Source organism: Desulfomonile tiedjei (genome assembly GCA_016212925.1).
Lineage (GTDB): Bacteria > Desulfobacterota > Desulfomonilia > Desulfomonilales > Desulfomonilaceae > JACRDF01.
In genome coordinates this window covers 86933-109790 of record JACRDF010000003.1, presented here as the reverse complement: position 1 = coordinate 109790, position 22858 = coordinate 86933, and the positions used below count along the sequence as shown (strand labels likewise).

Genomic DNA, 22858 nt, shown 5'->3' with positions numbered 1-22858 from the left:
AAAACATCGGGGCAATCAAATCCGGCGCTATGGCAGGATTCCTCATGGATGCGCGGGTCTGCGTCCACGTCCATATTGGTTGCCAAATGCCATTTCCGATACCGAGGATCCCTCAATGGTCACAGTCCCGTGCGGAACGCGGGATTGTCCGTCCTCCTTCGACCGACGAGACATCTGTCTCACCATTCCTGTTCTCGGAACGTTGCCCGCTTGATGACGCATTCCCTGTGAAAACGCTTCGAAGGCAACCGGCTAGATGCCGGCGCTACAGGCGTTTTCATAATTCGTTGTGGCGCTCGCCGCCATGGGAGTTGGAATCAATCTTTTATTCCTGGAGCGTCCGGAAAATCTTCGCGCCCTCCAGGCAGCCAACTGCCGGTGCCCAGTCGTTGAGAAGCAAAAATAATGCCATCAATAAAGATTCCACTGTAAATAGGTATGAAATTGAAATCAAAACCTGTTCCAAGCACATCCCATTCGTGGCGCCAGCGGAATTGAACCAGAAGTGTGTCAGGTTTATTTACACATCGTAAAGAGGCAATGGTGAGAGACCGAGCACATTGGAGGGTAGGAAATCCATCATCAAGAATGTTAGACTATCTTAACTACAATGTTGGTGATTATGTTCGCGGCTTCGTCCACCCGGTCCGCACTCCGATTGAAATGCCTGTATATCTCTCGAAGAATGAACATCAGGCGGGGATTGCCCCCGGAAAACAATTGCTTCAAAGCAGCAAGAAACGTGTCGTTCATTTCGTTCTCAATGCGCTTTGCCCTTACCGCATGTTCAACCGCGACGTTTGGATTTTGTTTGAGGTGGCGAATCGCCGCGACCAGATGTTCCGCTCCTTTTTGCAGTAGTTCGGCCATTTGGCAGAGGAACTCGTTGCTCTCCACCTCAAAGACTTCCATCTCTTTCACCGTATTTTGAGCATGGTCAATCACGTCATCGACGGCGCGCGACAAGGCGAAGATGTCCTCGCGGTCAATCGGCGTGATAAAAGTCTGGTTGAGTTCGTCAATGAGAATCCGCCGGATATCGTCCGCTTCCTGTTCCAACCGGCGGACCTCTTCCGGCATGCCTTCCCCTTCCAGGAATTTGACCAGGGCTTGGCATCCGCTAAGGGTCTTCTCCGCCTGAGCCAGCAGGAGGTCAAAGAAGTCCACGTTTCTCTTGGCCCCGAATATTTTCCAAAACGCCACGATACCTACCTCTAGTCTGCCAATGGATGCAGGAGCCCCCACTTCCCTTCGACAATTCGACTGAGAAGCACGAGCATAACGGCTCCTGCAAAGGCTGAAGCCGGCACTGTGAGAAACCACGCGTAAGCTATGTTACGCGCTTCAGACCAGCGTACGGTCCCAAGTCGCCGGGACGCGCCGACACCCATGACCGACGATGCCACGACCTGAGTGGTGCTGACCGGCCCGCCGAGTACCGAAGCCATCCCAATAACCGACATGGCCGTGAATTGAGACGCGAAAGAGTGGACCGGTTCCATGCGGCAAATATTGTATCCCACAGTCTTTACCATTCGCCAGCCGCCGGTCGATAGCCCCAGGGCCAAAGCCGCAGCGCAACTGATTACCACCCACAGCGGAATGTGCAGCTCGCCGCGAAGCTCACCACTGCCGCCCGCCAACAGCAAAGCAATTATCCCCATGGCTTTTTGCGCATCATTGGACGCGTGGCCGCCTGCCAAAACAATTATACAAGGCTTTTGCAGCGTCTCGAAGAGGTGCCTGACCCCCCGGTGCGCCTTTGCAAACAAAGCCCTGATGGCCGAAAAGACGAAAATACCCACCAGGCCCCCAATGAGCGGAGCGACGAGAAGTGGCGCCAACACGCCCTTGATGATGCTTTCCGCAGCTATGCCGAAACGTCCCATCGCCACCAGCCCGGCGCCGATAAGCCCGCCGATGAGGGCGTGCGAGCTACTCGAAGGCAAACTCAAAAACCAGGTGAGAAGATTCCAGATGGTTGCTCCGCTAATGGCCGCGATTATCATGGTGAAAAGATGAACAGAGGGCAGCTTTTCAAGAAGCTCCAGGTTAAAAATGTTAGCGGCCATGGTGTGGGCCACGGCCGTCCCGAGAACCAGGGGGCCTACAAATTCCGATATGCTGGCTAGAAAAAGCGCCTTGTGAGGACTGATGGACCTGGAGCAGACCGCTGTAGCGATGACGTTGCCTCCGTCATGAAACCCGTTTATGAACGCGAAAGACAATGTCAGCCCGACAGAAATGCACAGGAGCAGATTTTCCAACGGTCACCCCTGAAAAACGAACAGATAGGAACACTTCCCTGTAAAGCCGGACGGCCCCCTGTCCCCGGGGGCCAACGTCCGGGGGGCTTGAGCGAGGACCATACCACAATTTAGAATGTGAATCCTATAATTTGGAAAAGAAACAATAACATCGGCCCATCCTGTCGGAAATCCCGTACGGCCGTGCATTTTTGGTTGACACGAAGAAGGCTCGGAAGATAAGTCCAACCCGTCCAAGGAAAGTCAAGTCCAACCGCATGGAGGCAAAATGGACTCCGCCGAGGAAACGGTTCAGGGAATCAGCGATCGAAGCGAATGTCCGAGGCCACCGGACATAACAGCGGACGACAGGGTTTTTCTAGCATGGCAACGAAGCCATATGGCAAATGAGAGGACCTTTCTCGCGTGGTCGAGAACCAGCATATCCCTTCTGGCCTTCGGGTTTGTTATTGAAAGATTTGATATTTTCCTGAAACATTTGCTCCAGCTTTCCGGTCAACCCGCTCACTTGGCGGGATCGGGGCTGGCTATCTATCTCAGTCTGGTCTCGTTCTTTCTGGCCGGTTTTGCCATGCTAATCTCCGGCGTTCGTTTCCTCAGAGTTAGACGGCACATTAACAGCGGAGAAGCTGTATTCTCCATATTGCCGGACGTGCTTGTGATAATCTCGGTGATCGTAATAATAATTATGGCCACTGCTTTGTCTGTGCCGAGACTATTTGAATTAAGTGAAGGGCTGTCCTCAACGCTGCCGTGAGATGTCGAAAAAGCGGCAGACGGCTCCTTCTCCCTCCGGGACAGGGTTGGGGTGAGGGCAACTAAACACTGTCAACTGTGATCGCGGCACTATTTGGATTTCCTTCCGAGTATTGAGGCTGTCTCTTCCAGCCTGTCTTCATTGGCATTTCGGGACCGGATGGCTGGGAGGCTTGCCCTGCGACCTTTTTGCATTGTCACGCGTGTTGCTCGCCCGCACTGTCAGGGAATAATCCGCTTTTGGCACAGGATTATGTTGACAAATTGGTCTTAATTCGATAAGATAATCACAATCTTAAGATATGGGAGAATGTACTCATGACAAGACGTTTATTATTGGGGATAATCGTCCTATTTTGTTCTATGGCTTTTTTGGCAGGTAATCTGTGGGCCGCCAGTGCGAGTTCTAAAAGCACGGCAAAAACCAAGAAACAGGCTGAACTGAAGCCCTATTCGGGCCTTGCAAAAGCTCTCAAGGCGACCCAGAAAAAAAGCTTAAAAACCGCCAAGTTGAATTCAAAGAAGAAAACATCCAGCGTAAAATCAACCCATAAGACTGGCACTTCGAAGAAAACAGTCAGCGTTAACACCAGATCCCCCCACAAAGCCTCTTATCTAAATTCCAAACCCCAGCACAAGGCCACCCGGTACAAGAAGCGGACCGCTCAGCAAACTCAGCCGTCCAGCAAGCATGAGGCCTCGGGAGGCATCGGCAACTGACAGGTTTCTGTCCCGCACGGCTTTAAAGGTTACTCAACACACATGAAGGGGGCACGGCCCAGCGTCATCCGAGCCTGTATTCCGCGATGGACATGACCACCCGCGTGTAATACCATCATCGGACGACGTTTCGCTAATGAGCCATGTCGTGCCAATGCGGTTTCATTTGAGGAACCCTTGGGAAGCTCGTTCATTGCCGGCCCAGGCCGATCTCTTCCGCTTCCACCCTATGCACGGGAGTGGCTGACTTCGCTTCGGAGACCTGCCTCGACCGGCTTCGTTAAATGTCCCTCCGTTGACCGCGCATCGGCATCAGGCCGGTGACAGCCCAATAGAGTTCAAACAAGTGCCGTCAGATCTAAACCTGGGGACTGCGTTGAAACAAGACAGTGAGGCAACAGCTTTTCCAGAGCGCATTGCTTGGCTGGTCTTTTGTCTGACCTGCGTCCAACTGGCTTTCTTGCATCCCTACGTAGTGCTGATCCCGGGGGAAAGGGCGAACGTATTTTCGGGGGTGCTATGTGCGCTCAGTGGAGTGCTGGCATGGTTGCTGATCAAGAAGAGTTCGCGCTTTCTCAAGTCTCCAGAATTATTCATATCGCTAGCTCTGCTGATCCTGGTGGCCCTCAGCGGCATTTTCAGTTTGACGCCTTGGTCCTCTTCCCTAAGAGGCTTCGTTGTCTTGGCTTCAGGGCTGGGTGGATTCTGGTGTGCCAGGATTTTGCTGGATTCCGAGGCTCGGCAAGTACTGTTCGCGTGGCTGGGCCTGGGGATGCTGGCAGTGATAATCGTTTTGTCTATCATTGGCTACGTCGTTTCAGGACGAATTGAATACTTCTTGGACGTGAACCCCCATCCGTTGGCCGACAGGATGATGCTCCTTTCCTTCGCTCCTCTTACCTTTATCTTCTGGCGGAAAGGACCTGTAGCGGTGGCGGCGGTGATCATGCTGTTGCTTTCCTACTTTGTGTTCTACCTGAGTGACTTAAGATCGGCCATGCTGATACCTCTGGTTCTTGGCGTGTTGGCCGTTCTGTTTGGGGCCTTGCGCCTCAGGTATTTTGCCGCTGTTCTCGTGCCCTTGGTCGTAATATTAGCTTGTTTTTTTTATAAGTTGCCGGTGGCAAAGATAGGACCGGAGTACGAACCTGCCTATTACAGGGCGGAGAACTATCCTTTTTCTTTGCATATTGCAGCCAAACACCCCTTCCTGGGAATAGGCCTCCGTGCGCCTCGTGAGCAATTCCTCGAGGATTACCAGATCAAGTATCCTTACGTGACAAAGGAAAAGTTCACCGAATCGGTTCAACAGGTGGTTACGTCGGAGAATATATTTCTCACGTTTATGTCTGAGTTGGGCTTCCCGTTGGCAATACTGTACGCCGGGTGCGTATTGATCTTGTTCGTGAGACTCGTGCGTGTGGTGAGAACTGGCCAACAGACGACTTTTTTGCCGGCTCTTGCCATCTTGTTACCTGTGACGGCGGCACTACTTCATTTTCAAGTTCTGGATGGACTCCTGCATCCCCAAATCAGTTGGTTCTTTCATATCTTGTTAGGGATGATCCCATCACGGACGGGTAACGTCAAATAGCTGTAATTCGAACTGAGCCGGCTATATTTCATCCCCTTGAAATGGTCAGTTCAAGAAACGGTTTGAAGTCCTTTTCGGCGCGATTTGCGCCTACTTCATCTTTTTTTCTGGTTTGGGCGGTTTTTGGGCAGGGGCCATTGCTTTGCCCTTGCCTTTCGCTTTGCGTGGCTTGCAAGCGTAAGGGGCGCAACCATAATAATAAGGAGCACAAAAATAAGGGCCACAGGGTACCGCATACGCCGGTGCGCATGTCGACTTGGCGCCAAAAAAACCGAAGGGACCCCCCGCTTTGAAGAAGAAAGCGGACGCGGGCTCTGCGAAAACGCCCCCGACTAGACCCAGTGAAACCAACAATGCAACGATAAGCATCAACTTTTTCATTTCCTTAACACCTCCCTCAACGGCTCATCATTTCAAGGGGATGAGCAGCCGTAATTGTCCTACCACAACCCCCCCGCATTTGTCCAGAGGCTCAAAGCAAATTCGTTGGGAGACCCGCCAGGGTCGGCTTCACCCGATGTCTCTTCTTTGATCGCGCGTTGGTACAAATATCTGCAAAATTCAAAATTTTCGCCCGCTTTCCAGGTGAATTATGCGCTCTAGATCGCCACTGGACCGGATCAAAATTCTCTTGACCGTGTGACACTTCAGTGTATATTGCGCTGAACATAGTGATTCTCAAAAGTCTTTTCCGAATGGAGTCGCACTGCTGGACAAGCCAGCAGTGGCACCCATGAGTCAATCGGCCATTACTTTCGAGAACTGCTACAAATTCACCACGACAATTAATGCCCCTCTGTTCAGCCCTACAGTTCCGGGACTCTGGTTCCAGCAGACACTGTGAGCTATAATAAAACGTGACACGGGGGAATCCGGACTCTGTAAATGTGTGATTTCAGCAAGTGATTTGTGGCTGAAGAGGTCTCAACAGGGTAATTTAGCGGAGAGTGGGCATGGCAGAGCACATCGAATCCAAGCCTAACGTGAGTCCAGACCTTCATGTGGAACCGGAGCTACTCAGACAGCCCCCAATTTCGACTCAAAGCATTATACTCGACAGTCTTTTCAGCAAGGATTTGTCCGACTCAGGGAGCTTTGACTTCAGTCGCGTGAAAGAAGCTTCCTTCGGCAAATTGCTTGAAGCCTTACCTATGCCCGCGTTCCTGATTGACTCTTCACTATCCATCGTTTTCGTCAACGAGGCCTCAGGCAAGATAGCTGAGGACTGTGCAAAGATCGTTGGAAAGAAGTTCTTCTCGCTCTTTCCAAGCCCTGGAGAAAGCGAGAAGATGGAGTCCAATCTCAAAAGGATTTTTGAAGACCGGGTCACCACTTCTCATGAGGGAATGCTTAAGATCCAGAGCAGACTGTCCTGGTGCCGAATTCTGTTCCGATCGGTCAGACTGAAAGGTTACAGATCCGTGCTCGCTCTCGTAGAGGACCTGTCGGCCGAGAAGCGGCAGCTTATTCTTAATGAAAAATACCAGCAGCTGGTACAAGTATTTCCCATCGCAATCGCTGAATTTACTATTGAGAAGCCTCTTGCAATAGATAGTGCGCCAAGCGCCATGTTGTCCGCCATATCCCGAGCAAGGCTCCTGGGAGGAAACCACGAATTTGCTCGCCTGTGCGGCCACACGGGTGTGGACAGCATGAAGGGCAAGCCGCTTTGTGAGTTGTTTCCTTTTGGTGAGGCTCATTCAGATTACTACCGCTCGTGGATAGCAAAGCGGTTCCCGGTCATCAGTTTTGAAACCGAGGAACCAAACTGCTCGGGGTCCGCCCGCTATTTCGAGAACACCCTCGTCGGCAACGTGAAAGTAGGACATTTATTTGGTTTGTGGGGTATGAGACAGGACATCACGCAGCGCAAGGAATCAGAACAGGCCTTGAGGACCGCCAGGGATAAACTGGAAGAGCGCGTGAAAGAAAGGACGGCAGAGCTGACCGAAACGAATGAACAATTGCGCATGCAGATTATTGAGCGTAAGCGTGCGGAAACGGAGCTTGCCAAACTGGTAATTGAATTGCAGGAAGCCCTGTCCAAAGTAAAGACTTTGAGCGGTTTGCTCCCTATTTGCGCGTCTTGCAAGAAGATCAGAGACGACCGGGGGTACTGGACTCAAGTGGAAGTCTATGTTCGGCAGCATTCCGAGGCGGACTTTACACACAGTATTTGCCCGGAATGTGCTGCCAAGCTCTACCCTGGGCTCTATGATGGCGGCTCCTGACGACGGAAACCCTCCCTTTAAGATCTGTATCCCTTTCAAGCAGACCCGTTGAGTCTGAATCCATTGCCTTTATATATTGTATAGATTGACTAGTTCTACCCGCGTGCTTATCTATCGTAGTACGAAATCAAAAGGGGGAGCCCAAAAACATGAGGACAGCGAATCCTACTCTTACTGAAGATACCTTCGCCGGCGTTAGGGATTATGCGTCAGGCGAGGAGGCGATGACCGCTCAGGGCGCGGTGAATAGGGCGGGGCTTCTACTGCTCTGCGTTTTGTTGACCGCGGGGTGGACCTGGCATCTGTATTTCCGAACTCCGGAACCCAACCCCGCAACCGTTGCCCCGTGGTTGATAGTGGGGGCCCTGGGCGGGCTTGTGGTGGCACTCATTACGGTATTCAAACAACAATGGGCGCCGGTGACCGCGCCGATTTATGCGCTGCTGGAGGGTCTGTTCCTGGGGGGCATCTCATCGGTGGCTGAATCTCAATACCCGGGCATTGTGATTCAGGCGGTGGGGCTGACCTTTGGGACCTGTCTGGCGATGCTGTTGGTCTACACCTCCGGCCTGATCAAAGTCACAGAGAACTTCAAGCTTGGGGTTTTCGCTGCAACGGGCGGCATCTTTCTCGTGTATCTAGCCTCCTTTTTGTTGAGCCTGTTCGGTGTTCGAGTACCGTTCATTCACGACGCCGGATGGATCGGAATAGGATTTAGCATTTTCGTGGTGACAGTGGCCGCGCTAAACCTGGTTCTGGATTTTGATCTCATTGACCAAGGGGCTCGCCAAGGGGCGCCCAAGTACATGGAATGGTACGCTGCCTTCGCTTTGATGGTGACCTTGATATGGCTCTATATTGAAATACTACGACTGCTGATGAAGCTGCGCGGCCGAAACTAGAACCGGCTGAAATTCTGCCCGCTTGCCGGCCGATCAAGGGTGTTTGGCAGGTGCAATAAGTTCCTTTCTGCACTATAGTTGCCTCGGAGGTCTTGTGATGCAAGCACAGCTTACGGCAGTCTTTATGAAGGTTCCCGAGGGCTATATTGGATTTGTTCAAGAGCTTCCAGGCGCGAACACCCGAGGGGAGACTCTGGAAGAAGTGAGAGCCAACCTGGAGGAAGCAGTACGCATGGTACTGGAGGCAAATCGCGAGCTGAGTGAAGAACAACTCAGAGGCGCTGATGTGATCAAAGAAACCTTCCGACTTACTGCATGAAAAGAATCGACCTCATCAGACATCTTGAAAGGCATGGTTGCGAATTATTACGCGAAGGCGGCAATCATACTATTTACGTTAACAGAGCAGCAATGAAGTCCTCATCTGTCTCTCGGCACCGCGAGATCAACTGAAAGCACCGATTCCGGCTTCGGTCGCTTTCAGGCTGTCCCCGGCGCGGAACATTTGATCTGAACCAGGAACTCAGCTCCGTCCGGACTTTTGCACAGGGACAACCTGCCGCCCAAGGCCTCGGTCAGGGCCTGTGCTCCTGCGAGCCCCAGCCCATGGCCGCGGACCGGGAAGCCCTCCACTTTGATGCACTGGAAATACTGGTCAAAAATCTGTTGGTGGTAACATTCCGGGATTCCAGGGCCGTCGTCCCGCACGGAAACGTTTATCGAATCCCCGTCGGCGGCGCATTTGAGGTAGACCCTCCGCGTCCGGTACTTGAAGGCATTGGAAAGAAGATTTGTGACGATGAGGCACATTTTGGTCTCATCGATCCTTATTGTTCGGGTCAGTTGTGAGTCCTCGGCCTCAAGGAAGATTTCGTTTTCCGCCAGGACATTTCGGAAGGCGTCCAAATCAGCGGCTTTTTCAAGATCGTCCGCAACATCGGGATCGACCAGGTCGAAGACCTCGACCAAGGCGTGCCGGAGTATTCCGGCCAAGGTGCACTCGCTGACTCTCATTACACCCGTCGCGGCCATGTCCACTTCGAGCATGGAGTTGGCGAGGTGCCTGATTTTGAGAGCGTTTCTCAAAACCCGCCTTATAACCTTCTCTTGCCTCGGAGTCAGGTCTCCGTACCGATCCTGATTGTCCAGCAGAGATTTGGCTCCGGTCTCTATTATGTTGACCGGATTTTTGAGATCGTGGACAAGATGCGCTGTCTGGATGTTCTTGATGGTCACCGAATAACCCCCGGATGTCTCAGCCGGAAAAAAGTGGTGGGATCAGGACTGAATGATGGTAGATTCATGCACCTCCAGATCTTTCTCGAACTTCTCCCAAAACTCTTTTTCCGACTTTCGCCATTCTGGTCCGAATCTTTTCCCGAAATAGCCGCCTAACCGCTCGAACAACGACTTCCATGCCGACTGGTAGCTCAGCGTCAACACGTCTTCCAGGAAGGGAGCTATCTGCCCAAGTTGATCCTTGGGCAAGTAGGCTCTGGCGCCGAGTTCAATGGACTTCTTCAAAGACTGGGGACTAAGCGCGTGTGCCGTAAGCATGACCACGGGAGTCTTTTTCGCTGTGGCGTATTCCAGCAGCTCGAAGCCTCGCACCCCCATGATGTCCAGCACTACCAGGTCATAAGTAAATGACGAGATCTTTTCTATGGCATCCTCGTAAGTGGCTGACCGTTCGAATTCTGCGCCGCAGTCCTCAAGTTCTTCCGCGAGAATGTCAAGCACATCCGGTTCATCGTCAACCGCGAGGATGGTCTTGCCTTGCAACAGGCTCCGTGCCATAACTTGATCTCCAATCTTCTTTATAGTATATGCTGAAGGTCCATGTCAAGCTGGTTTAGGGCGATTGGGCCAATCAACGGCCAGGAGATTTAAGGTGCTGGAGGGTAAGGCAGTTCTCGCGGTGGACGACGAACCCGATGTGCTTGAAACCATCGTGGAAGTTCTTTATCTATGCCGCGTCGATACCGCAGGCAGTTTCAACCAGGCCGAAAAGTTGCTCCAAACCAGGGATTACGATGTCGTAATCCTGGACGTTATGGGAGTGAGAGGCCTGCACCTGCTCGATATAGCAGTGCAGCGGAAGTTCCCTGCCGTAATGTTGACTGCTCCGGCTCTCAGCCCCGATTACATTCTGAGAGCTATGGATCGCGGCGCAATCTCTTACATTCCTAAGGAGGATTTGGCCAATCTTGATTCATTGCTGGTCGAACTCCTCGATATTATCTCCCAAGGCAATTCGCCCTGGCGCCACACGCTCACTCGACTGGAGCCTCTCCTGGACGAGCGATTTCCTTCGGATTGGCGCCAACAGTACAGGGCACTGTGGGACAGCCTGGACGAAAAATCGCCTAAACTAGTATGAAAAATGATGCAAGCGTTCCACGCGTTCCCATACGAATAGCGGTGTTACTGCAGGATCTGGAATTCGGCGGTACCCAGCGTTACGCTATCCATTTACTGAAATACATGGACAAAGAGGTTTTCTCGCCGGAATTGTGGGTTTTGCGCCAAGGCGAAGACATGGTTCCCATTGCCGCAAAAACCGGGGTGAGAATCATCCATTTGTCCCGATCCTCGCGTGTGGGCCCTCGGGCGATTTCCAACCTTGCTTGGCGATTGATACGCATGCGTCCTGACGGCCTGTACACATTGACTGTTGTTCCGAACATCTGGGGGCGGATATTAGGCCGCATAGCGGGCGTGCCTGTCATCATTTCAGGCTATCGGAGCCTGTTCCCCAAACAGCACGAACGTTGGCTGTGGCGCTTGGCCAATCGCATCATATGCAATGCAGAGGCGCTCAAGGGGGTGATGATCCGACGTTTTTCCGTGGATCCGGACCGCATTGCCGTAATACCCAATGCGGTTGACACAGCGCTGTTTCAAAGCACGCAGAGCTTCAAGGCAGCTGAACCAACTGTTTTGTGCGTCGGCAGGCTCGTCAAGGAGAAGGACCCCCTGAATCTCTTGGAAGGCTTCCGAATCGTGTCGGACAAGATACCCAATGCGCTGTTCAGGATCATAGGGAACGGGCCGCTCAAACAGGAAGTGCAGGCTCGCATTAAAGCTCTGTCGCTGGACTCCAGAGTCGAATTGTTACCAGGGACCCCGGACCTCGTACCTCATCTGGCTCGTTCCTGGGTATTTGTCCTCGCTTCCGCGATGGAGGCCTCCCCAAACGTTATACTGGAGGCCATGGCCATGGAGTTGCCAGTGGTTGCCACGAGCGTGGGCGGAATTCCGGAACTGGTCCAAGACGGAAAAACGGGACTTCTGGTAAGGCCGGGGGACCCTGAGGACCTTGCGTCCGCCCTGGTAAAGGTTCTAACCGATGAGCCAGGCAGGCATGCGATGGGGAGAGCGGCCAGAGAGAGGGTTCTGGCAAACCACTCGCTGGAAAACATGGTGCGTCAAACTGAGCGAGTCTTCAGTGAGGCCTTTGAGGAGGTCTCGGCAAAATCGTGAGGGCTGATACTACATTGGTTCCGAAAGAAATGTCCGATTGGTGTGTCCGGTGAGGGTTGGTACCGGCGGGCACGGCCCGCCCTACGATAGCTGAAGCCTTTGAGGAGGTCTCGGCAAATCGGTGACGGGCCGGGAACAGGTCAACCATATCGTATGCGACTTGGCACAAATCTAGCCGGAATCACTATTCAAATCTCATGGCTTCGGAGGCATCAAGTCTGCTGGCCTTTCGCGCAGGCAGGTATCCCGAAATAATGCCGAGGAGAACCCCGAAGATCACACCACCCACGAGACTGGCAACAAAGACGCTGTACGCGGGGACCGTTTCAAAGACCCTCTTCAGGACTTCCACTGAAATAAAACCCGTCAACATCCCGAGGCCTGCGCCCATCACGCTGATAGTGACCGACTCGATGATGAACTGTTTCATTATCATCGGTTCGGTAGCCCCCACAGCCTTTCGCAGGCCAATTTCCTTGGTTCTCTCTCTCACGGCCCCCAACATGACGTTAGTGATACCGAGTCCCCCCAAGAGCAGCGTCACCAGAAGCGATGCATAAATAAAGAGCTTAACGAGCTTAATGGCGTTCTGTATGGTTTGCACCCGTTCAGGAAAGTACTTCACTTCTAAGGCGTCGACGTATCCCGAGTGGTTCTTCCTCAACAGGTCCAACAGGTCTCGTTGAAGGCCCGGAACAACGTCCCAGTTTATCGCTCGCACATAGATGTCCTTTATCTCATAGAGATTCGGGTACCTTGCCCTGGCCACCGACAAAGGCACCAAGACAGTCTCGAGGAAGCCTTTGTCCTCTACACCTCCTATTTCTCCCACTATCCTAAAAACATGGCCTGCCACCAACAATTCCTTGCCGATCGGGTCTTCTCCATTCGGGAATAGAGTTTTGGTTATGGTGGGGCCCACGACACAGACGCTGGTTCTGTTCTCTACGTCCGCATGGGTAATTGTTCGACCTGTCGGAACAGGGATATGGATGGTAGGGAAGAAATTCGGTTCCACTCCCATAACCCTCCCGATCATTTTCCTCTCGTTACGCCCGATGGTCCGACCTGACATCCAAACCACGGGGGAAGCGGATCTCACGCCGGGCAATTTTGACAGGTCATCAACATCTTTGAGGTAGTACTGCCCGTGATGCCATCTGGTGCTTCTATCGTAGTCCCAGGTAGCTTTCAGAACAGTTGCGCTGCCCAGCATTTCAAGATTATTCCCGAGGTCGGTCTCGACGGAATCCCCCATAGTCAACACCGTAACCAATCCGGCTATGCCCAGGGCAATGCCTATGATCACTCCCCTGTAGCGCCGTCTGTTGCGGGATAGCTGCCGCAATGAAATTTCAATTAAGTCGGAAGCAAGCATGCGAAAAGACCCTGGAAAGCCAAATGGGACTGAAATCTTACGGGCCAAGTCTACCGTTCTTTGCTTCAGCCTTCAAGAGGAGTGACTTCTGACGACTCTGACACCACCGGCGGTTGTAAGATCTCACAAGCGTCTGATTCCGTTTCGCGTTCACGAAAAAAGCCGGCCCTGGTACGCCGCGCGCCTGCGCATGTGCCCAAAGACCGTGCAGACACGCGGCTCTGCCCCTACTGACAAACTTGTGGCGGAATAAAGGCTTGTCTTGCCCCTCATTCCTGATTTGTTGCTCGGACCGAGCAACAAATCCTACCGATTGGGCGATCTCCGTGGTATAATTCCGCACTCAAACCCCAGGAGAGACAGTAACTTGCCACGATTTGAAATCACACACAGAAAAACAGGCGAGGTCATTTTCCAGGGCAGGGCCGGATCCTTAAAGGAACTTGTGCAATCAGCGATACGGACCGGTCTGGACACGTCCATTTCCAGAATCGTCGTCGCCAAGATCGGTCTTAAGAAACCGACCAAGGTGAAGTTGTACGGGGCCGATTTAAGCGGTGCGGACCTGTCTGAAATTGACCTTAGCGACGCGGATTTTTCGGGCGCGGACTTGTCACAATCCAATTTGACAGGCTCAAGCCTGAATGGCGCCACCCTCAACCGTACAGAATTGAAAGGCGCAGACCTGAGTCGAGCTGTCCTTACGGAAGCCAACTTCAGCGAAGCCGATCTGTCAGGGGCCGGGTTCAGCAAGGCCATCGTGGATACGGCCAACTTCACCGCGGCTGATCTGTCCGGCGCGGATCTGGCCGGACTCAAATTGAGCAGGGCGACTTTTGCCAAGACGAAACTTTCGGGAGCCCGACTCACGTCGTCGGATATTTCAAGGGGTCAGCTAATTGCCCTTCATCTTGAGAAGGCGGATCTGTCGTGGGCAATTCTGGCCAGAGCCAATCTGGCGCAGTCCAAGCTTTCGGAGGCAAACCTGGAAAGGGCCGACCTTTCAGGGGCAACCTTGGTGGGAGTTGATCTTTCAGGGGCAAATCTGACGCAGGCGAACCTCGAAGGCTGTGATTTGTCGGGGGCAAAACTGGACGGCGCAAACCTTTCAAGCGCAAACCTCACAGGAGCAAAATTGGCCAACACCAGGCTCGTGAACGCCAAGCTCGACGGAGCAAAGCTGATGCGTGCCGATCTCACCGGCTGCGATCTGACCGCCGCGGACGTGACGGAGGCGGATATTTCAGGCGCAAACCTTTCGCTCGGCCGTTTTCCCAAGACCGTTTTCTCAAAGGCGACCATGAATGGGGTTACCTTGACCAAAGCGGAAATGCAAAACGCAATTCTACATAAGACCAACCTTTCGGAAGCGATCTTGACCGAAGCCAAGATGCAAAACGTTGACGGTCGCATGGCGGTAATTGACAAAGCTGATCTGTCCGGAGCGAATCTGGGCGGTGGCGACTTTGCAGATGCCAATTTTCAAAAATCCAAGATGACAGGCGCGGAAATGGTCGAGGCCAACTTCTCCGGCGTTTCGTTCGCGGACGCGGACATGACAGGGGTGAGGGCGACAGGTGCCAACTTCTCAGGGGCGAGCCTTCACAACGTGGTCCTGGACGGTGCGGATTTGTCCCATGCCAACCTTAACAGCGCCAACCTGACCGGGGTCAAAATGTCCGGCAGTTCACTGGTTGGTGCTGACCTGACCGGCGCGGACTTTTCATGGGCTTTTATTGATAAAGCCGATTTCACACACGTCAAGCTCGGTGGAACAAGTATGAGGGGCGCGAAACTCACCGACGTTAAGGGCGTGAAACTGAAAAAGAAGCCGGCTTAGAGCCCAGGCGGACAATCGGGTGTTACTCTTGAGAACCTGTTTGAGGGCGGACTGTTCGCGAAGATTCACGTGGGGGTCTTGGTTGCCCGCGCGGCCAGTCTGATTTTTTCGATCAATTCCTCAAGCTCACACGGCTTGGTCAAATAATCAAAAGCCCCGAACTGGACCCCTTCCCGCGCGGCTTGCTCCGATCCATGCCCGGTCAGCATTATTACGGACAGATTAGGCGACATCTTTTTAAAAATCTTGAGCACCTCGATACCGTCCATGTCCTCCATCTTCAGGTCCAGAACCGCCACATCGAACTCGTGTTCCCGAAGGGCTTGAATCGCCTGAATGCCGCTAAGGGCTGTTTTTACGTCGAAATCCCTTTTAGCAAGTCGTTTTGAAAGGATGTTCACATATGCTACCTCGTCATCCACCAGCAGAAGCTTTATGCGATCGCCCTTCGTGGATTCATTCACGATCATCTTGTATCCTCAATCGGATTCTTTTTGACCGGGTCTTCTTACCCTAAGGCTGCTGAACTCCGGACCGTTCAGCTTTTGAGCGGGATCTGGACATGAAACGTTGTCCCAATTTCTACGGCGCTGTTTACACTGATCCTTCCACCCATCTTGGTGATGAGGCCGTAACAGATGGACAAGCCCAAACCCGTTCCCTTCCCCGGGGGCTTGGTAGTAAAGAAAGGATCGAAGATTCTACTCAAATAAGCCTCCGGGATGCCGGGCCCGTTATCAGCCACGTCAATAATCACATAATCGTCTTTATATCTGGTCTTGACCTCGACGCTTCCCCCCCTGCCGTCGATGGCGTCCAGACTGTTGTTGATCAGATTCATCAGTACCTGCTGCACCTCGGAGGGTGAGACCTTCACTCGCGGAAGATCAGGATCGAGGTCCAGGGCGATTTTGATCGTCGCGTATCGGGCTCGCTGCTGACAGAGGCTGACCACTTCCTCCACAAGATCGTTCACTTGAACGTCCTGCGGCCTGGGATCCGTTTTCCGGGCAAAGCTCAGAAGTTTATGTGTTATCTGCTTGCATCGGATGCCCTGGGTTCTGATTTGGGCCAGAGATTGCTTGAACTCTTCCAGGTTCTTGGTCTGCTTGAGATCGTCCTCTTCAAGAAGGTCCTGAATCCAGCCGGCTTCCTCTACCATGACCGCGACGGGGTTGTTAATCTCGTGCGCTATCCCCGCAGCCAGTTCGCCCAAGGACGCCAGTTTTCCCGCTTCTATAACGCGTTCGTTCATCATCTGTTTTTCGAGATCAGCCCTGGAAATTCGTTTGACGACCAGTTTGGAGAGCACAACGGCGAATACGACTATACCTATGACACCCAAGGAAAATATTATAGTTGCGACCCTTCGGGCCGAGTACAGGGCTGAATAGGCATCACTGGCGCTTTGCTGGAATCCCAATACCCAGTCGCCGTCTTTCAGGCTGGACATCACGTAGAGGACGTCTTCTCCCGAAGCACTCTCCTTCTCGACAACGCTCACCTCATCCCCCTTGTGGGGAGACGCCAAGAAGTTGAGGTACGTTTCCCGGGAGCCGGCAATTTCGGAGCGAGGTTTGGTCTGGAACTCGCCTTTTCTGTTGAGGATAAACGCGAATCCGGTTGAGCCTATTCGTATGCTCTCTACAAGGGAATTGAACGCGTCGAAATCAACGGTGGCCCTCAAAATCCATTTGACACCGTTTCTCTCCTGTCGAACCGCGACGATGAAATGCGGCGACCCACGCAAACCGGGGAACACGTCACTTATGTAGGTGCTCCCCTTAATCGCCTCCTTGAACCACTGTGCCGGCGAATAGTCGGCTTCCTTCAATTTGTACGGGCCTGCGTAGGCAATTTGTATTCCTCGTTCGTCTACCACTCCAAGGTCCACAAATGATCGGCCGTACGCATCCTGCAAAATTCTGAACCGCTCCTTCAGAAACGCTTCGTCGCTTAGCTGCTCGACCGTATATGACTCAGCCTGGACTTTTAATTCAGCCAGCTTCTCGGTCAAGAAGGTATCTATATTTTGGCGGTGCTTTTTTATTAGGACCTTGAGGTGATCCAGGACCTTTTCTTGATACGACACCTGGAAATAGTAGCGAATGGTGCCCGTTATAAGACCTAACGGTATTATGGACACCACAACTATTATCAATACGATTCGCCAGGTCAGCGATCTGTAATAGTTGTCGGTCTGACCGTCCTTATCGTTCATTCTTGAGCCTCTTGAGCGCCTTGGTTCACTCCTTCACCGAAGCAACAACAGAGGCCTCGCCAAAGGGAGGCCATGAAGCTACCCAGATGGGAAAGAAAGCCCGGCCAACCTGCCAACCCTACGTTAATTTTCCGTGTCGGGTGCCACTGCTGGCTTGCCCAGCAGTGTCGCCTGAGAACGCACTGCTGGGCAAGCCAGCAGTGGCACCCAAGCAAAAACCTCAGCTAACTAATGCCAAAGGATAAGCAGCAGGGTTTTTGGCAACGGGATTACCTCACACTCCCCGCCTCTCTCGAAGCTCCCGGCCCGCGGCCTCAAGGATCTTTGCTCGATGAGCGCGCTTTTTCGCGCCTGCCGCTTCGACTTTTGCCACAAGCTCGTCCAGATCGCAAGGCTTCATCAAGTAATCGAACGCGCCAAGTTTCATCCCCTCGATGGCTGATTCCACCGTGGCATGCCCCGTGAGCATGATCACTTCGGTGATCGGGTGAGCCTTCTTGATCTCTCTCAGGGCCGCAATGCCGTCCATACCGGGCATTTTAACGTCCAAGAGCACCACATCCACATCGGGGGCCTCATCCAGTTTGGCAAGGCCGGCCTCGCCCGTAAAGGCCGACAACACTGTCATGTCCCTTGCGGACAGCCTTTTGCCCAAGGCTGTCACGAAAGCTTCCTCGTCGTCCACCAAAAGGATTTTGGTCTCTATCATGGCGTATTCTCCTCTAAAGCCGCGATCAGCGCAAGAGGGTCAGAAGCTCCCGCCCGAAAGAAAGCTAGATGTGAAAGTTCCGCAGAAGCCTATGTCGCTCTTGAGGGTCTTGTTCGTCGAACAACAGGGCTGCCACGGTGTTGAAAATATCCGATAGCTTGACCAGCCCCTCGACCCTATCTCCCTTCATCACCGGGACCAGCGCAACGTTGTAATCCATCATGATATCAAGTGCCTTGAGAATACTGTCTTCCGGCCCCACGGAATCTGCGAAGGGCACCACCAACTTGGACAGTGGCGTAGTAGCCTTTCCAAGCTCACAAGGTTCATCCGCCTTGTCGCAAAGGTGCCTGATGTTTTTCAACAGATCGGTCAAATGGACAAAGCCCAGGAGCTTGTAATTATCGTCAAAGACCAGCGGAGTCGAATGACCGTGTTCCAGCTTCTTGTCCTCAGACACGATTCTGAGGATCTTTATGGCAGTACTTACATCCGTATCGTGCTTCAACTGAGGCCATTCATTAAGGCGGGTCATAAGTTTTGAAACTGGCATTGAATGCGGCATATCAGCACCTCTTTTCGCATTTTCGAAGACGGGGCGAGCAACGAGATCCAAATTGCCTTGCCCCCACAGGCGTTAAAATAAGCTGGTGTCCCGGAGGGACATTAAGATAGTAGCCCGGCGATTTATCGCCGGGAATGAACGGCCAAGAGAGCCTTTTTTCGTCCCCGAGGGGCGCCCCAAGTATAAATCCTTCGGGCGCCCCTCGGGGACGAAAAACTGAATCATTGCTCATCGGTCACCCGGCAATGAATTGCCGGGCTACTATCATTGAGCCCCTCCGGGGCTCATAAATTCGGAGAGACTCGTTATTTCATCGGCCATGCCCTAACCCCCCTTTTCTAAAGGGGGGTTAGGGGGGATTTGATGAGGCAGAGTCTGTCAACGCGACCTGCACTGCTGCCTCTACGATCACCCATTTCTAGTCCCCGCGGCGCAAAGCGATCTGCAAGGCTCGGGCTTCCGCGATCTTTTCTTCCTGTTTGCTCTTCTTGTTCTTGGCCTCTCCAACTTTGGCCATAAGGATCTCCATGTCACACGGCTTCATCAAATAATCCAGTGCGCCCATTTTCATGCCCTCGATCGCGGACTCGACAGTGGCATGGCCTGTGAGCATCACGACTTCCACCAAGGGATATTTGACCTTGATTGCCTGGAGTGTCTCGATGCCGTCCATGCCCGGCATTTTCACATCGAGGACGACAACGTCGATACGAGAATCTTGTTCGAGCTTTTCCAGGGCCTCCGCACCGCTGAAAGCCGTCACGACCGTCAGCTCCCTCTTGGACAATCGCTTGGATAAGGCTTCGACAAAAGGCGCCTCATCGTCCACCAAGAGCACTTTCGCATGCATGCTGAATTCTCCTCTATATTTATAGTCGCCAAAGACTTTACTGTGTTTCCCTATAACCGCTCTTTCCAGTCCCAGCGGTTAGTACCGCAGCAACAAGAAAACCGAGGAAATGATCAAGCTGACGATCGTTATGGGAGCGGCCTGCTTCATGAAATCGTAAAAAGTTACCTTGTATCCTGCCTTTTCCGCTATACCTGTGGTCACCACATTGGCCGAAGCTCCGATGATAGTGCCATTGCCGCCGAAACAAGCACCGAGCGCCAGAGCCCACCACAATACGCCGCTCTCCGCGCCGGGAATCGATTTATTTAGAAAGAGGACTATGGGAAGCATGGTAGCAGTGTACGGAATGTTGTCCACGATCGCGGAAGTGATTCCCGACACCCACAAGATCAGGAGTACAGCGACCCAGAGCTTTCCTTGGCAGACCTCCTTTATCCAATCCGCGATAATCTGAAGAATGCCGGTCTGCTCAGCCCCGCCCACAACAATAAAGAGCATGATGAAAAACACCAGAGAGGGCCATTCAATCTCTTTTTCGAGGAGTTCCACAATATCCATCTTGGTTACCAGGATGATCAGTGCAGCCCCAAACAACGCTGCTACGCTGACCTCCATGTGGAACAGGCCGTGGAGGATAAACAGGAGAATGACTCCCAACAACACCGCGCCGCCGAGGGTCAAGACTTTAGCGTCAGTGATCCTGTACTTTTCTTTCAGGAAAGCGATCATCTTCGGCACGTCTTCGACCTTGGCCTTTTCATATGCTTTGCCGTACAGGAACTTGTTGTAAACGATCTGAGCCACCATGACGATTACCACCACAGGAGTCAGATTAAGGACGAATTCATTGAAGGTGATACCTGCAAATGAGCCGATCATGATGTTGGGCGGGTCGCCGATCAGCGTGGCAGTGCCTCCGAAGTTCGAGGCCAAAATCTCCGGGATAAGGAAAACGAACGGAGATACACCCAGGACTACGGCAATCTCCAGCGTAACCGGTGTTAACAGCAGCATGGTGGTGACGTTGTCCAGGAAAGCGCTCGTAACCGCAGTGACGATGCACAGAGCTGACGAAAGGACAAATATTTGGCCCCTGGCCACCTGAAAGGATTTGTACGCCAGCCACTGGAACACTCCGGAGACCTTCAACACACCCACTATGATCATCATCCCCATCAAGAGAAAGATCACATTCCAGTCCACCGCATGGAGGGCTTGTTCATAAGTAATGATGGTGAAAGCCTCGTTGAAATGTCCGAAGGTATGCGTGATCACGAGCAGCACCGCAGCTCCGAGAAACGCAGCCAAGGTCCGGTGTACGATCTCGAAAGCTATGAGCGCGTACACCGCCAAAAAAACCACCAGGGCTATCCAGAAAGCACTTCCCTGGAACCGGGCAAGAGATACCGTGGTGCCGGAGACAAACCGATGAACACCTTTTTCGTCAATCCCCTCGTCCAGAGCTTTCACAGCGATCATCTGGGTTGGTTTGAAGCTCGGTCTTGTAATCTTGAGAGACCATTTCCCGTCCTTGATCTTCTCGATAGGAGCCGGGACCTCAATCATGAACAAGCCGTTTCGCCCGGTCGAATATTCTTTCGGCGTTTCAGCCCCATGAGCGCCCGGCAGGAAAGGTTTTCCGTTCAAATAAGGCAGCACAGTTGCATCTGACAGCGGCATGCCCGCTGAATCAAGGACCTTACCCTGAAGTATCAGGACAGCACTTTCAGGCTGCGGCTTTTGGCTCCAGCAGGCCCCCGTCGCGAGCAGGACTGCAACCAATGCGCAGGCCAATGCTATACCGTAACGTTTCATCATAGAATCCCCTCTTATGTGGTCAGAATATCCTCACCGGTCACTTGGCAAGCACGGGCATCCCCATAAGCGGCCAGACTACAAAACACATCAAGGCCAGGGCTGCCATCAGAATGATACTCGGAGGAATCCCGTACATGACAAATTCGCCGCTGGTGAACTGCTTGGAATCGTAAGCAATAGCATTGGGCGCCGCTCCAACCAACAAGAGGAACGGCATGCCCGCGGTGGCTAGCGATGCGAACATTACCACGTCAGGAGCGACCGACAGGTACTTGGCAATAACCAGAGCAACCGGCAGCGAAATAGCAATGGCTGCGACGTTCATGATGAAATTGGTTAGGACCAGCACAAAGAAGGCCACCCCCAGCACAAAGACCAACCAGTGGGCAGTCTTAAACAGGGCCAGCCAGTTGATGGCCAGCCATTCGGCTGCTCCGGTTTGCCAGAGACAGTACCCGATGCTCATCGCTCCGGCAAAAAGAAGCACAATGTTCCAAGGTATCAGTTCCAAGTCGTCGATATCAAGTATGCGCAGGACAAAGAACAGAACCGTGGACACGAGAAAGATCGCCGACTTGTCCAAAGCCCTCAGCGGTGGAATCATTACTTGCAAAGACATGATGACGATTGCAGCGCCGACGATCACCAGTGAAATGATCTCATTTTTAGTTATGGGGCCAAGATCCTTGCTCAGTTCGCTCACACGCTCTCGCAAACCTTCTATCACGGATTTCTCGGGCTTGAACACGATGGAAATGTAGACCCAGAGGAGGAAAACCATCGTCCATCCGAGGGGAGCCATGTAGTAGGTGAGCTGGAAAAAGCTCACCTCGGTGCCCGCCATCTCCTTGAAGAACCCCAGTGCTACTATACCACGGGCCGCGCCGAGCAGAGTGATGATGCTTCCTGCTCCGCAAACATAGGCCATTCCTATGAAGAGGCCTTTCCCGAATTTTGTAGGTTTGTCGCCCTCTCCGTACAAGCTGTAGATGGCCAGGAGCAACGGATATACCGTGGCGGCCACTCCGGTGTGTGCCATAATATGCGTGAGAAGTGCGATCAAAACAAAGACACCGAGGTAAATGGTCGTGGTCTTTTCTCCCACGAGACCCAGCATCTTGTACGCCATGCGCCTCGTGAGCCCCGTCTTGTTGAATACCAGGCCGATCACAAGAGAGGCAAAGATGAACAACACCGCAGGGTCCATGAAATCGTTGAAGGCTTCCTTTGCCGGACGAATCATGAACAACGCCTGTGTCACGCCGATGACCAGACTGGTAACCCCGATCGGAACCACTTCGAAAACCCACCATATTCCAGCCAACGCGAAAACCGCGACGGCACCCTTGCCCTGGATGGACAAGACAAAGTGCTTGCCCAGCGGATCAACAGCGTCGGGCCAGGGTGGTGAATAGTAAATCACCAGAAATAGGCCAAAACCGGTGAGCAAGGCTATTAGCCTTGTCCAATCTATTTTTATCCCTTCGGATGAGGCGACGGCATCAGCAGTCATAGAAGGAG

Annotated in this window: 21 protein-coding genes; 9 read left to right on the top strand and 12 right to left on the bottom strand. The window is 52.8% G+C overall.

Annotation, left to right across the window (positions count from 1 at the left end; all coding sequences use genetic code 11):
* Positions 1-591 precede the first annotated feature (591 nt).
* Positions 592-1203, bottom strand: a complete 612-nt coding sequence (locus HY913_01110; GenBank protein ID MBI4961852.1) for a DUF47 family protein — start codon at positions 1201-1203, stop codon at positions 592-594.
* Between the two features lie 11 nt (positions 1204-1214).
* Entirely contained in the window at positions 1215-2267 is a 1053-nt protein-coding gene (locus HY913_01105; GenBank protein MBI4961851.1) for an inorganic phosphate transporter, read from the bottom strand.
* Between the two features lie 268 nt (positions 2268-2535).
* Here HY913_01105 and HY913_01100 point away from each other — a divergent pair, with 268 nt between their 5' ends.
* The 6 genes from HY913_01100 (at position 2536) to HY913_01075 (ending at position 8789) form a co-directional block, all read left to right on the top strand.
* Positions 2536-3024, top strand: a complete 489-nt coding sequence (locus tag HY913_01100) for a DUF202 domain-containing protein (protein ID MBI4961850.1) — start codon at positions 2536-2538, stop codon at positions 3022-3024.
* Between the two features lie 317 nt (positions 3025-3341).
* Positions 3342-3743 carry a hypothetical protein gene (locus HY913_01095; protein MBI4961849.1) on the top strand — a complete coding sequence of 134 codons (402 nt, stop codon included), beginning with the start codon at positions 3342-3344 and terminating at the stop codon, positions 3741-3743.
* 346 nt (positions 3744-4089) lie between these two features.
* Complete coding sequence (locus HY913_01090) at positions 4090-5337, top strand: O-antigen ligase family protein (protein MBI4961848.1); 1248 nt, start codon at positions 4090-4092, stop codon at positions 5335-5337.
* Positions 5338-6290: 953 nt separating this feature from the next.
* Positions 6291-7568 carry a PAS domain S-box protein gene (locus tag HY913_01085; protein ID MBI4961847.1) on the top strand — a complete coding sequence of 426 codons (1278 nt, stop codon included), beginning with the start codon at positions 6291-6293 and terminating at the stop codon, positions 7566-7568.
* A gap of 149 nt (positions 7569-7717) precedes the next feature.
* Entirely contained in the window at positions 7718-8470 is a 753-nt protein-coding gene (locus tag HY913_01080; protein MBI4961846.1) for a Bax inhibitor-1/YccA family protein, read from the top strand.
* A gap of 97 nt (positions 8471-8567) precedes the next feature.
* On the top strand, positions 8568-8789 hold the full coding sequence (locus HY913_01075) for a type II toxin-antitoxin system HicB family antitoxin (GenBank protein MBI4961845.1): 222 nt from the start codon (positions 8568-8570) through the stop codon (positions 8787-8789).
* A 161-nt stretch (positions 8790-8950) separates the two neighbouring features.
* Here HY913_01075 and HY913_01070 read toward each other — a convergent pair whose 3' ends face one another.
* Together HY913_01070 and HY913_01065 are read right to left on the bottom strand one after the other, a co-directional pair.
* Entirely contained in the window at positions 8951-9706 is a 756-nt protein-coding gene (locus HY913_01070) for a HAMP domain-containing histidine kinase (protein MBI4961844.1), read from the bottom strand.
* A 42-nt stretch (positions 9707-9748) separates the two neighbouring features.
* Entirely contained in the window at positions 9749-10267 is a 519-nt protein-coding gene (locus HY913_01065; GenBank protein MBI4961843.1) for a response regulator, read from the bottom strand.
* A 94-nt stretch (positions 10268-10361) separates the two neighbouring features.
* On the opposite strand from HY913_01065, the gene HY913_01060 reads away from it, so the two are divergent.
* Both HY913_01060 and HY913_01055 read left to right on the top strand, forming a co-directional pair.
* Positions 10362-10850: a response regulator gene (locus tag HY913_01060; protein MBI4961842.1), complete on the top strand. Its 489-nt coding sequence runs from the start codon at positions 10362-10364 to the stop codon at positions 10848-10850.
* Positions 10847-11953 (top strand): glycosyltransferase, encoded by a 1107-nt coding sequence (locus tag HY913_01055; protein MBI4961841.1) that lies wholly within the window; start codon positions 10847-10849, stop codon positions 11951-11953. The genes HY913_01060 and HY913_01055 overlap by 4 nt, the downstream gene beginning before the upstream one ends.
* Positions 11954-12137: 184 nt before the next feature.
* On the opposite strand, the gene HY913_01050 is transcribed toward HY913_01055, so the two are convergent.
* A complete protein-coding gene (locus tag HY913_01050; GenBank protein MBI4961840.1) occupies positions 12138-13331 on the bottom strand; it encodes an ABC transporter permease in 1194 nt (397 codons plus the stop codon).
* A gap of 367 nt (positions 13332-13698) precedes the next feature.
* Between HY913_01050 and HY913_01045 the strand changes: the two genes are divergently transcribed.
* Positions 13699-15171 carry a pentapeptide repeat-containing protein gene (locus HY913_01045; protein ID MBI4961839.1) on the top strand — a complete coding sequence of 491 codons (1473 nt, stop codon included), beginning with the start codon at positions 13699-13701 and terminating at the stop codon, positions 15169-15171.
* A 65-nt stretch (positions 15172-15236) separates the two neighbouring features.
* Here HY913_01045 and HY913_01040 read toward each other — a convergent pair whose 3' ends face one another.
* The 7 genes from HY913_01040 to HY913_01010 all read right to left on the bottom strand — a co-directional run bounded on the left by HY913_01040 (position 15237) and on the right by HY913_01010 (position 22850).
* The gene (locus tag HY913_01040; protein ID MBI4961838.1) at positions 15237-15641 is read right to left on the bottom strand and encodes a response regulator; all 405 of its coding nucleotides are present in this window, start codon (positions 15639-15641) and stop codon (positions 15237-15239) included.
* Positions 15642-15709: 68 nt separating this feature from the next.
* A complete protein-coding gene (locus HY913_01035; protein ID MBI4961837.1) occupies positions 15710-17392 on the bottom strand; it encodes a two-component sensor histidine kinase in 1683 nt (560 codons plus the stop codon).
* A 274-nt stretch (positions 17393-17666) separates the two neighbouring features.
* Positions 17667-18101 carry a response regulator gene (locus HY913_01030; GenBank protein ID MBI4961836.1) on the bottom strand — a complete coding sequence of 145 codons (435 nt, stop codon included), beginning with the start codon at positions 18099-18101 and terminating at the stop codon, positions 17667-17669.
* 64 nt (positions 18102-18165) lie between these two features.
* Positions 18166-18666, bottom strand: a complete 501-nt coding sequence (locus tag HY913_01025) for a CBS domain-containing protein (protein MBI4961835.1) — start codon at positions 18664-18666, stop codon at positions 18166-18168.
* 418 nt (positions 18667-19084) lie between these two features.
* Complete coding sequence (locus tag HY913_01020; GenBank protein ID MBI4961834.1) at positions 19085-19516, bottom strand: response regulator; 432 nt, start codon at positions 19514-19516, stop codon at positions 19085-19087.
* Positions 19517-19594: 78 nt separating this feature from the next.
* Positions 19595-21334, bottom strand: coding sequence for an ArsB/NhaD family transporter (locus HY913_01015; protein MBI4961833.1), 1740 nt, complete (start codon positions 21332-21334; stop codon positions 19595-19597).
* Between the two features lie 40 nt (positions 21335-21374).
* A complete protein-coding gene (locus HY913_01010) occupies positions 21375-22850 on the bottom strand; it encodes an SLC13/DASS family transporter (protein MBI4961832.1) in 1476 nt (491 codons plus the stop codon).
* Positions 22851-22858: the final 8 nt, after the last annotated feature.

What these genes read in the sequence shown, in the direction of transcription:
- HY913_01100 (MBI4961850.1), top strand. Translation starts at nt 2,536, where the DNA reads ATGGACTCCGCCGAGGAAACGGTTCAGGGAATCAGCGATCGAAGCGAA.
- HY913_01095 (MBI4961849.1), top strand. Translation starts at nt 3,342, where the DNA reads ATGACAAGACGTTTATTATTGGGGATAATCGTCCTATTTTGTTCTATG.
- HY913_01085 (MBI4961847.1), top strand. Translation starts at nt 6,291, where the DNA reads ATGGCAGAGCACATCGAATCCAAGCCTAACGTGAGTCCAGACCTTCAT.
- HY913_01080 (MBI4961846.1), top strand. Translation starts at nt 7,718, where the DNA reads ATGAGGACAGCGAATCCTACTCTTACTGAAGATACCTTCGCCGGCGTT.
- HY913_01075 (MBI4961845.1), top strand. Translation starts at nt 8,568, where the DNA reads ATGCAAGCACAGCTTACGGCAGTCTTTATGAAGGTTCCCGAGGGCTAT.
- HY913_01065 (MBI4961843.1), bottom strand. Translation starts at nt 10,267, where the DNA reads ATGGCACGGAGCCTGTTGCAAGGCAAGACCATCCTCGCGGTTGACGAT.
- HY913_01055 (MBI4961841.1), top strand. Translation starts at nt 10,847, where the DNA reads ATGAAAAATGATGCAAGCGTTCCACGCGTTCCCATACGAATAGCGGTG.
- HY913_01050 (MBI4961840.1), bottom strand. Translation starts at nt 13,331, where the DNA reads ATGCTTGCTTCCGACTTAATTGAAATTTCATTGCGGCAGCTATCCCGC.
- HY913_01040 (MBI4961838.1), bottom strand. Translation starts at nt 15,641, where the DNA reads ATGATCGTGAATGAATCCACGAAGGGCGATCGCATAAAGCTTCTGCTG.
- HY913_01035 (MBI4961837.1), bottom strand. Translation starts at nt 17,392, where the DNA reads ATGAACGATAAGGACGGTCAGACCGACAACTATTACAGATCGCTGACC.
- HY913_01030 (MBI4961836.1), bottom strand. Translation starts at nt 18,101, where the DNA reads ATGATAGAGACCAAAATCCTTTTGGTGGACGACGAGGAAGCTTTCGTG.
- HY913_01025 (MBI4961835.1), bottom strand. Translation starts at nt 18,666, where the DNA reads ATGCCGCATTCAATGCCAGTTTCAAAACTTATGACCCGCCTTAATGAA.
- HY913_01020 (MBI4961834.1), bottom strand. Translation starts at nt 19,516, where the DNA reads ATGCATGCGAAAGTGCTCTTGGTGGACGATGAGGCGCCTTTTGTCGAA.
- HY913_01015 (MBI4961833.1), bottom strand. Translation starts at nt 21,334, where the DNA reads ATGAAACGTTACGGTATAGCATTGGCCTGCGCATTGGTTGCAGTCCTG.
- HY913_01010 (MBI4961832.1), bottom strand. Translation starts at nt 22,850, where the DNA reads ATGACTGCTGATGCCGTCGCCTCATCCGAAGGGATAAAAATAGATTGG.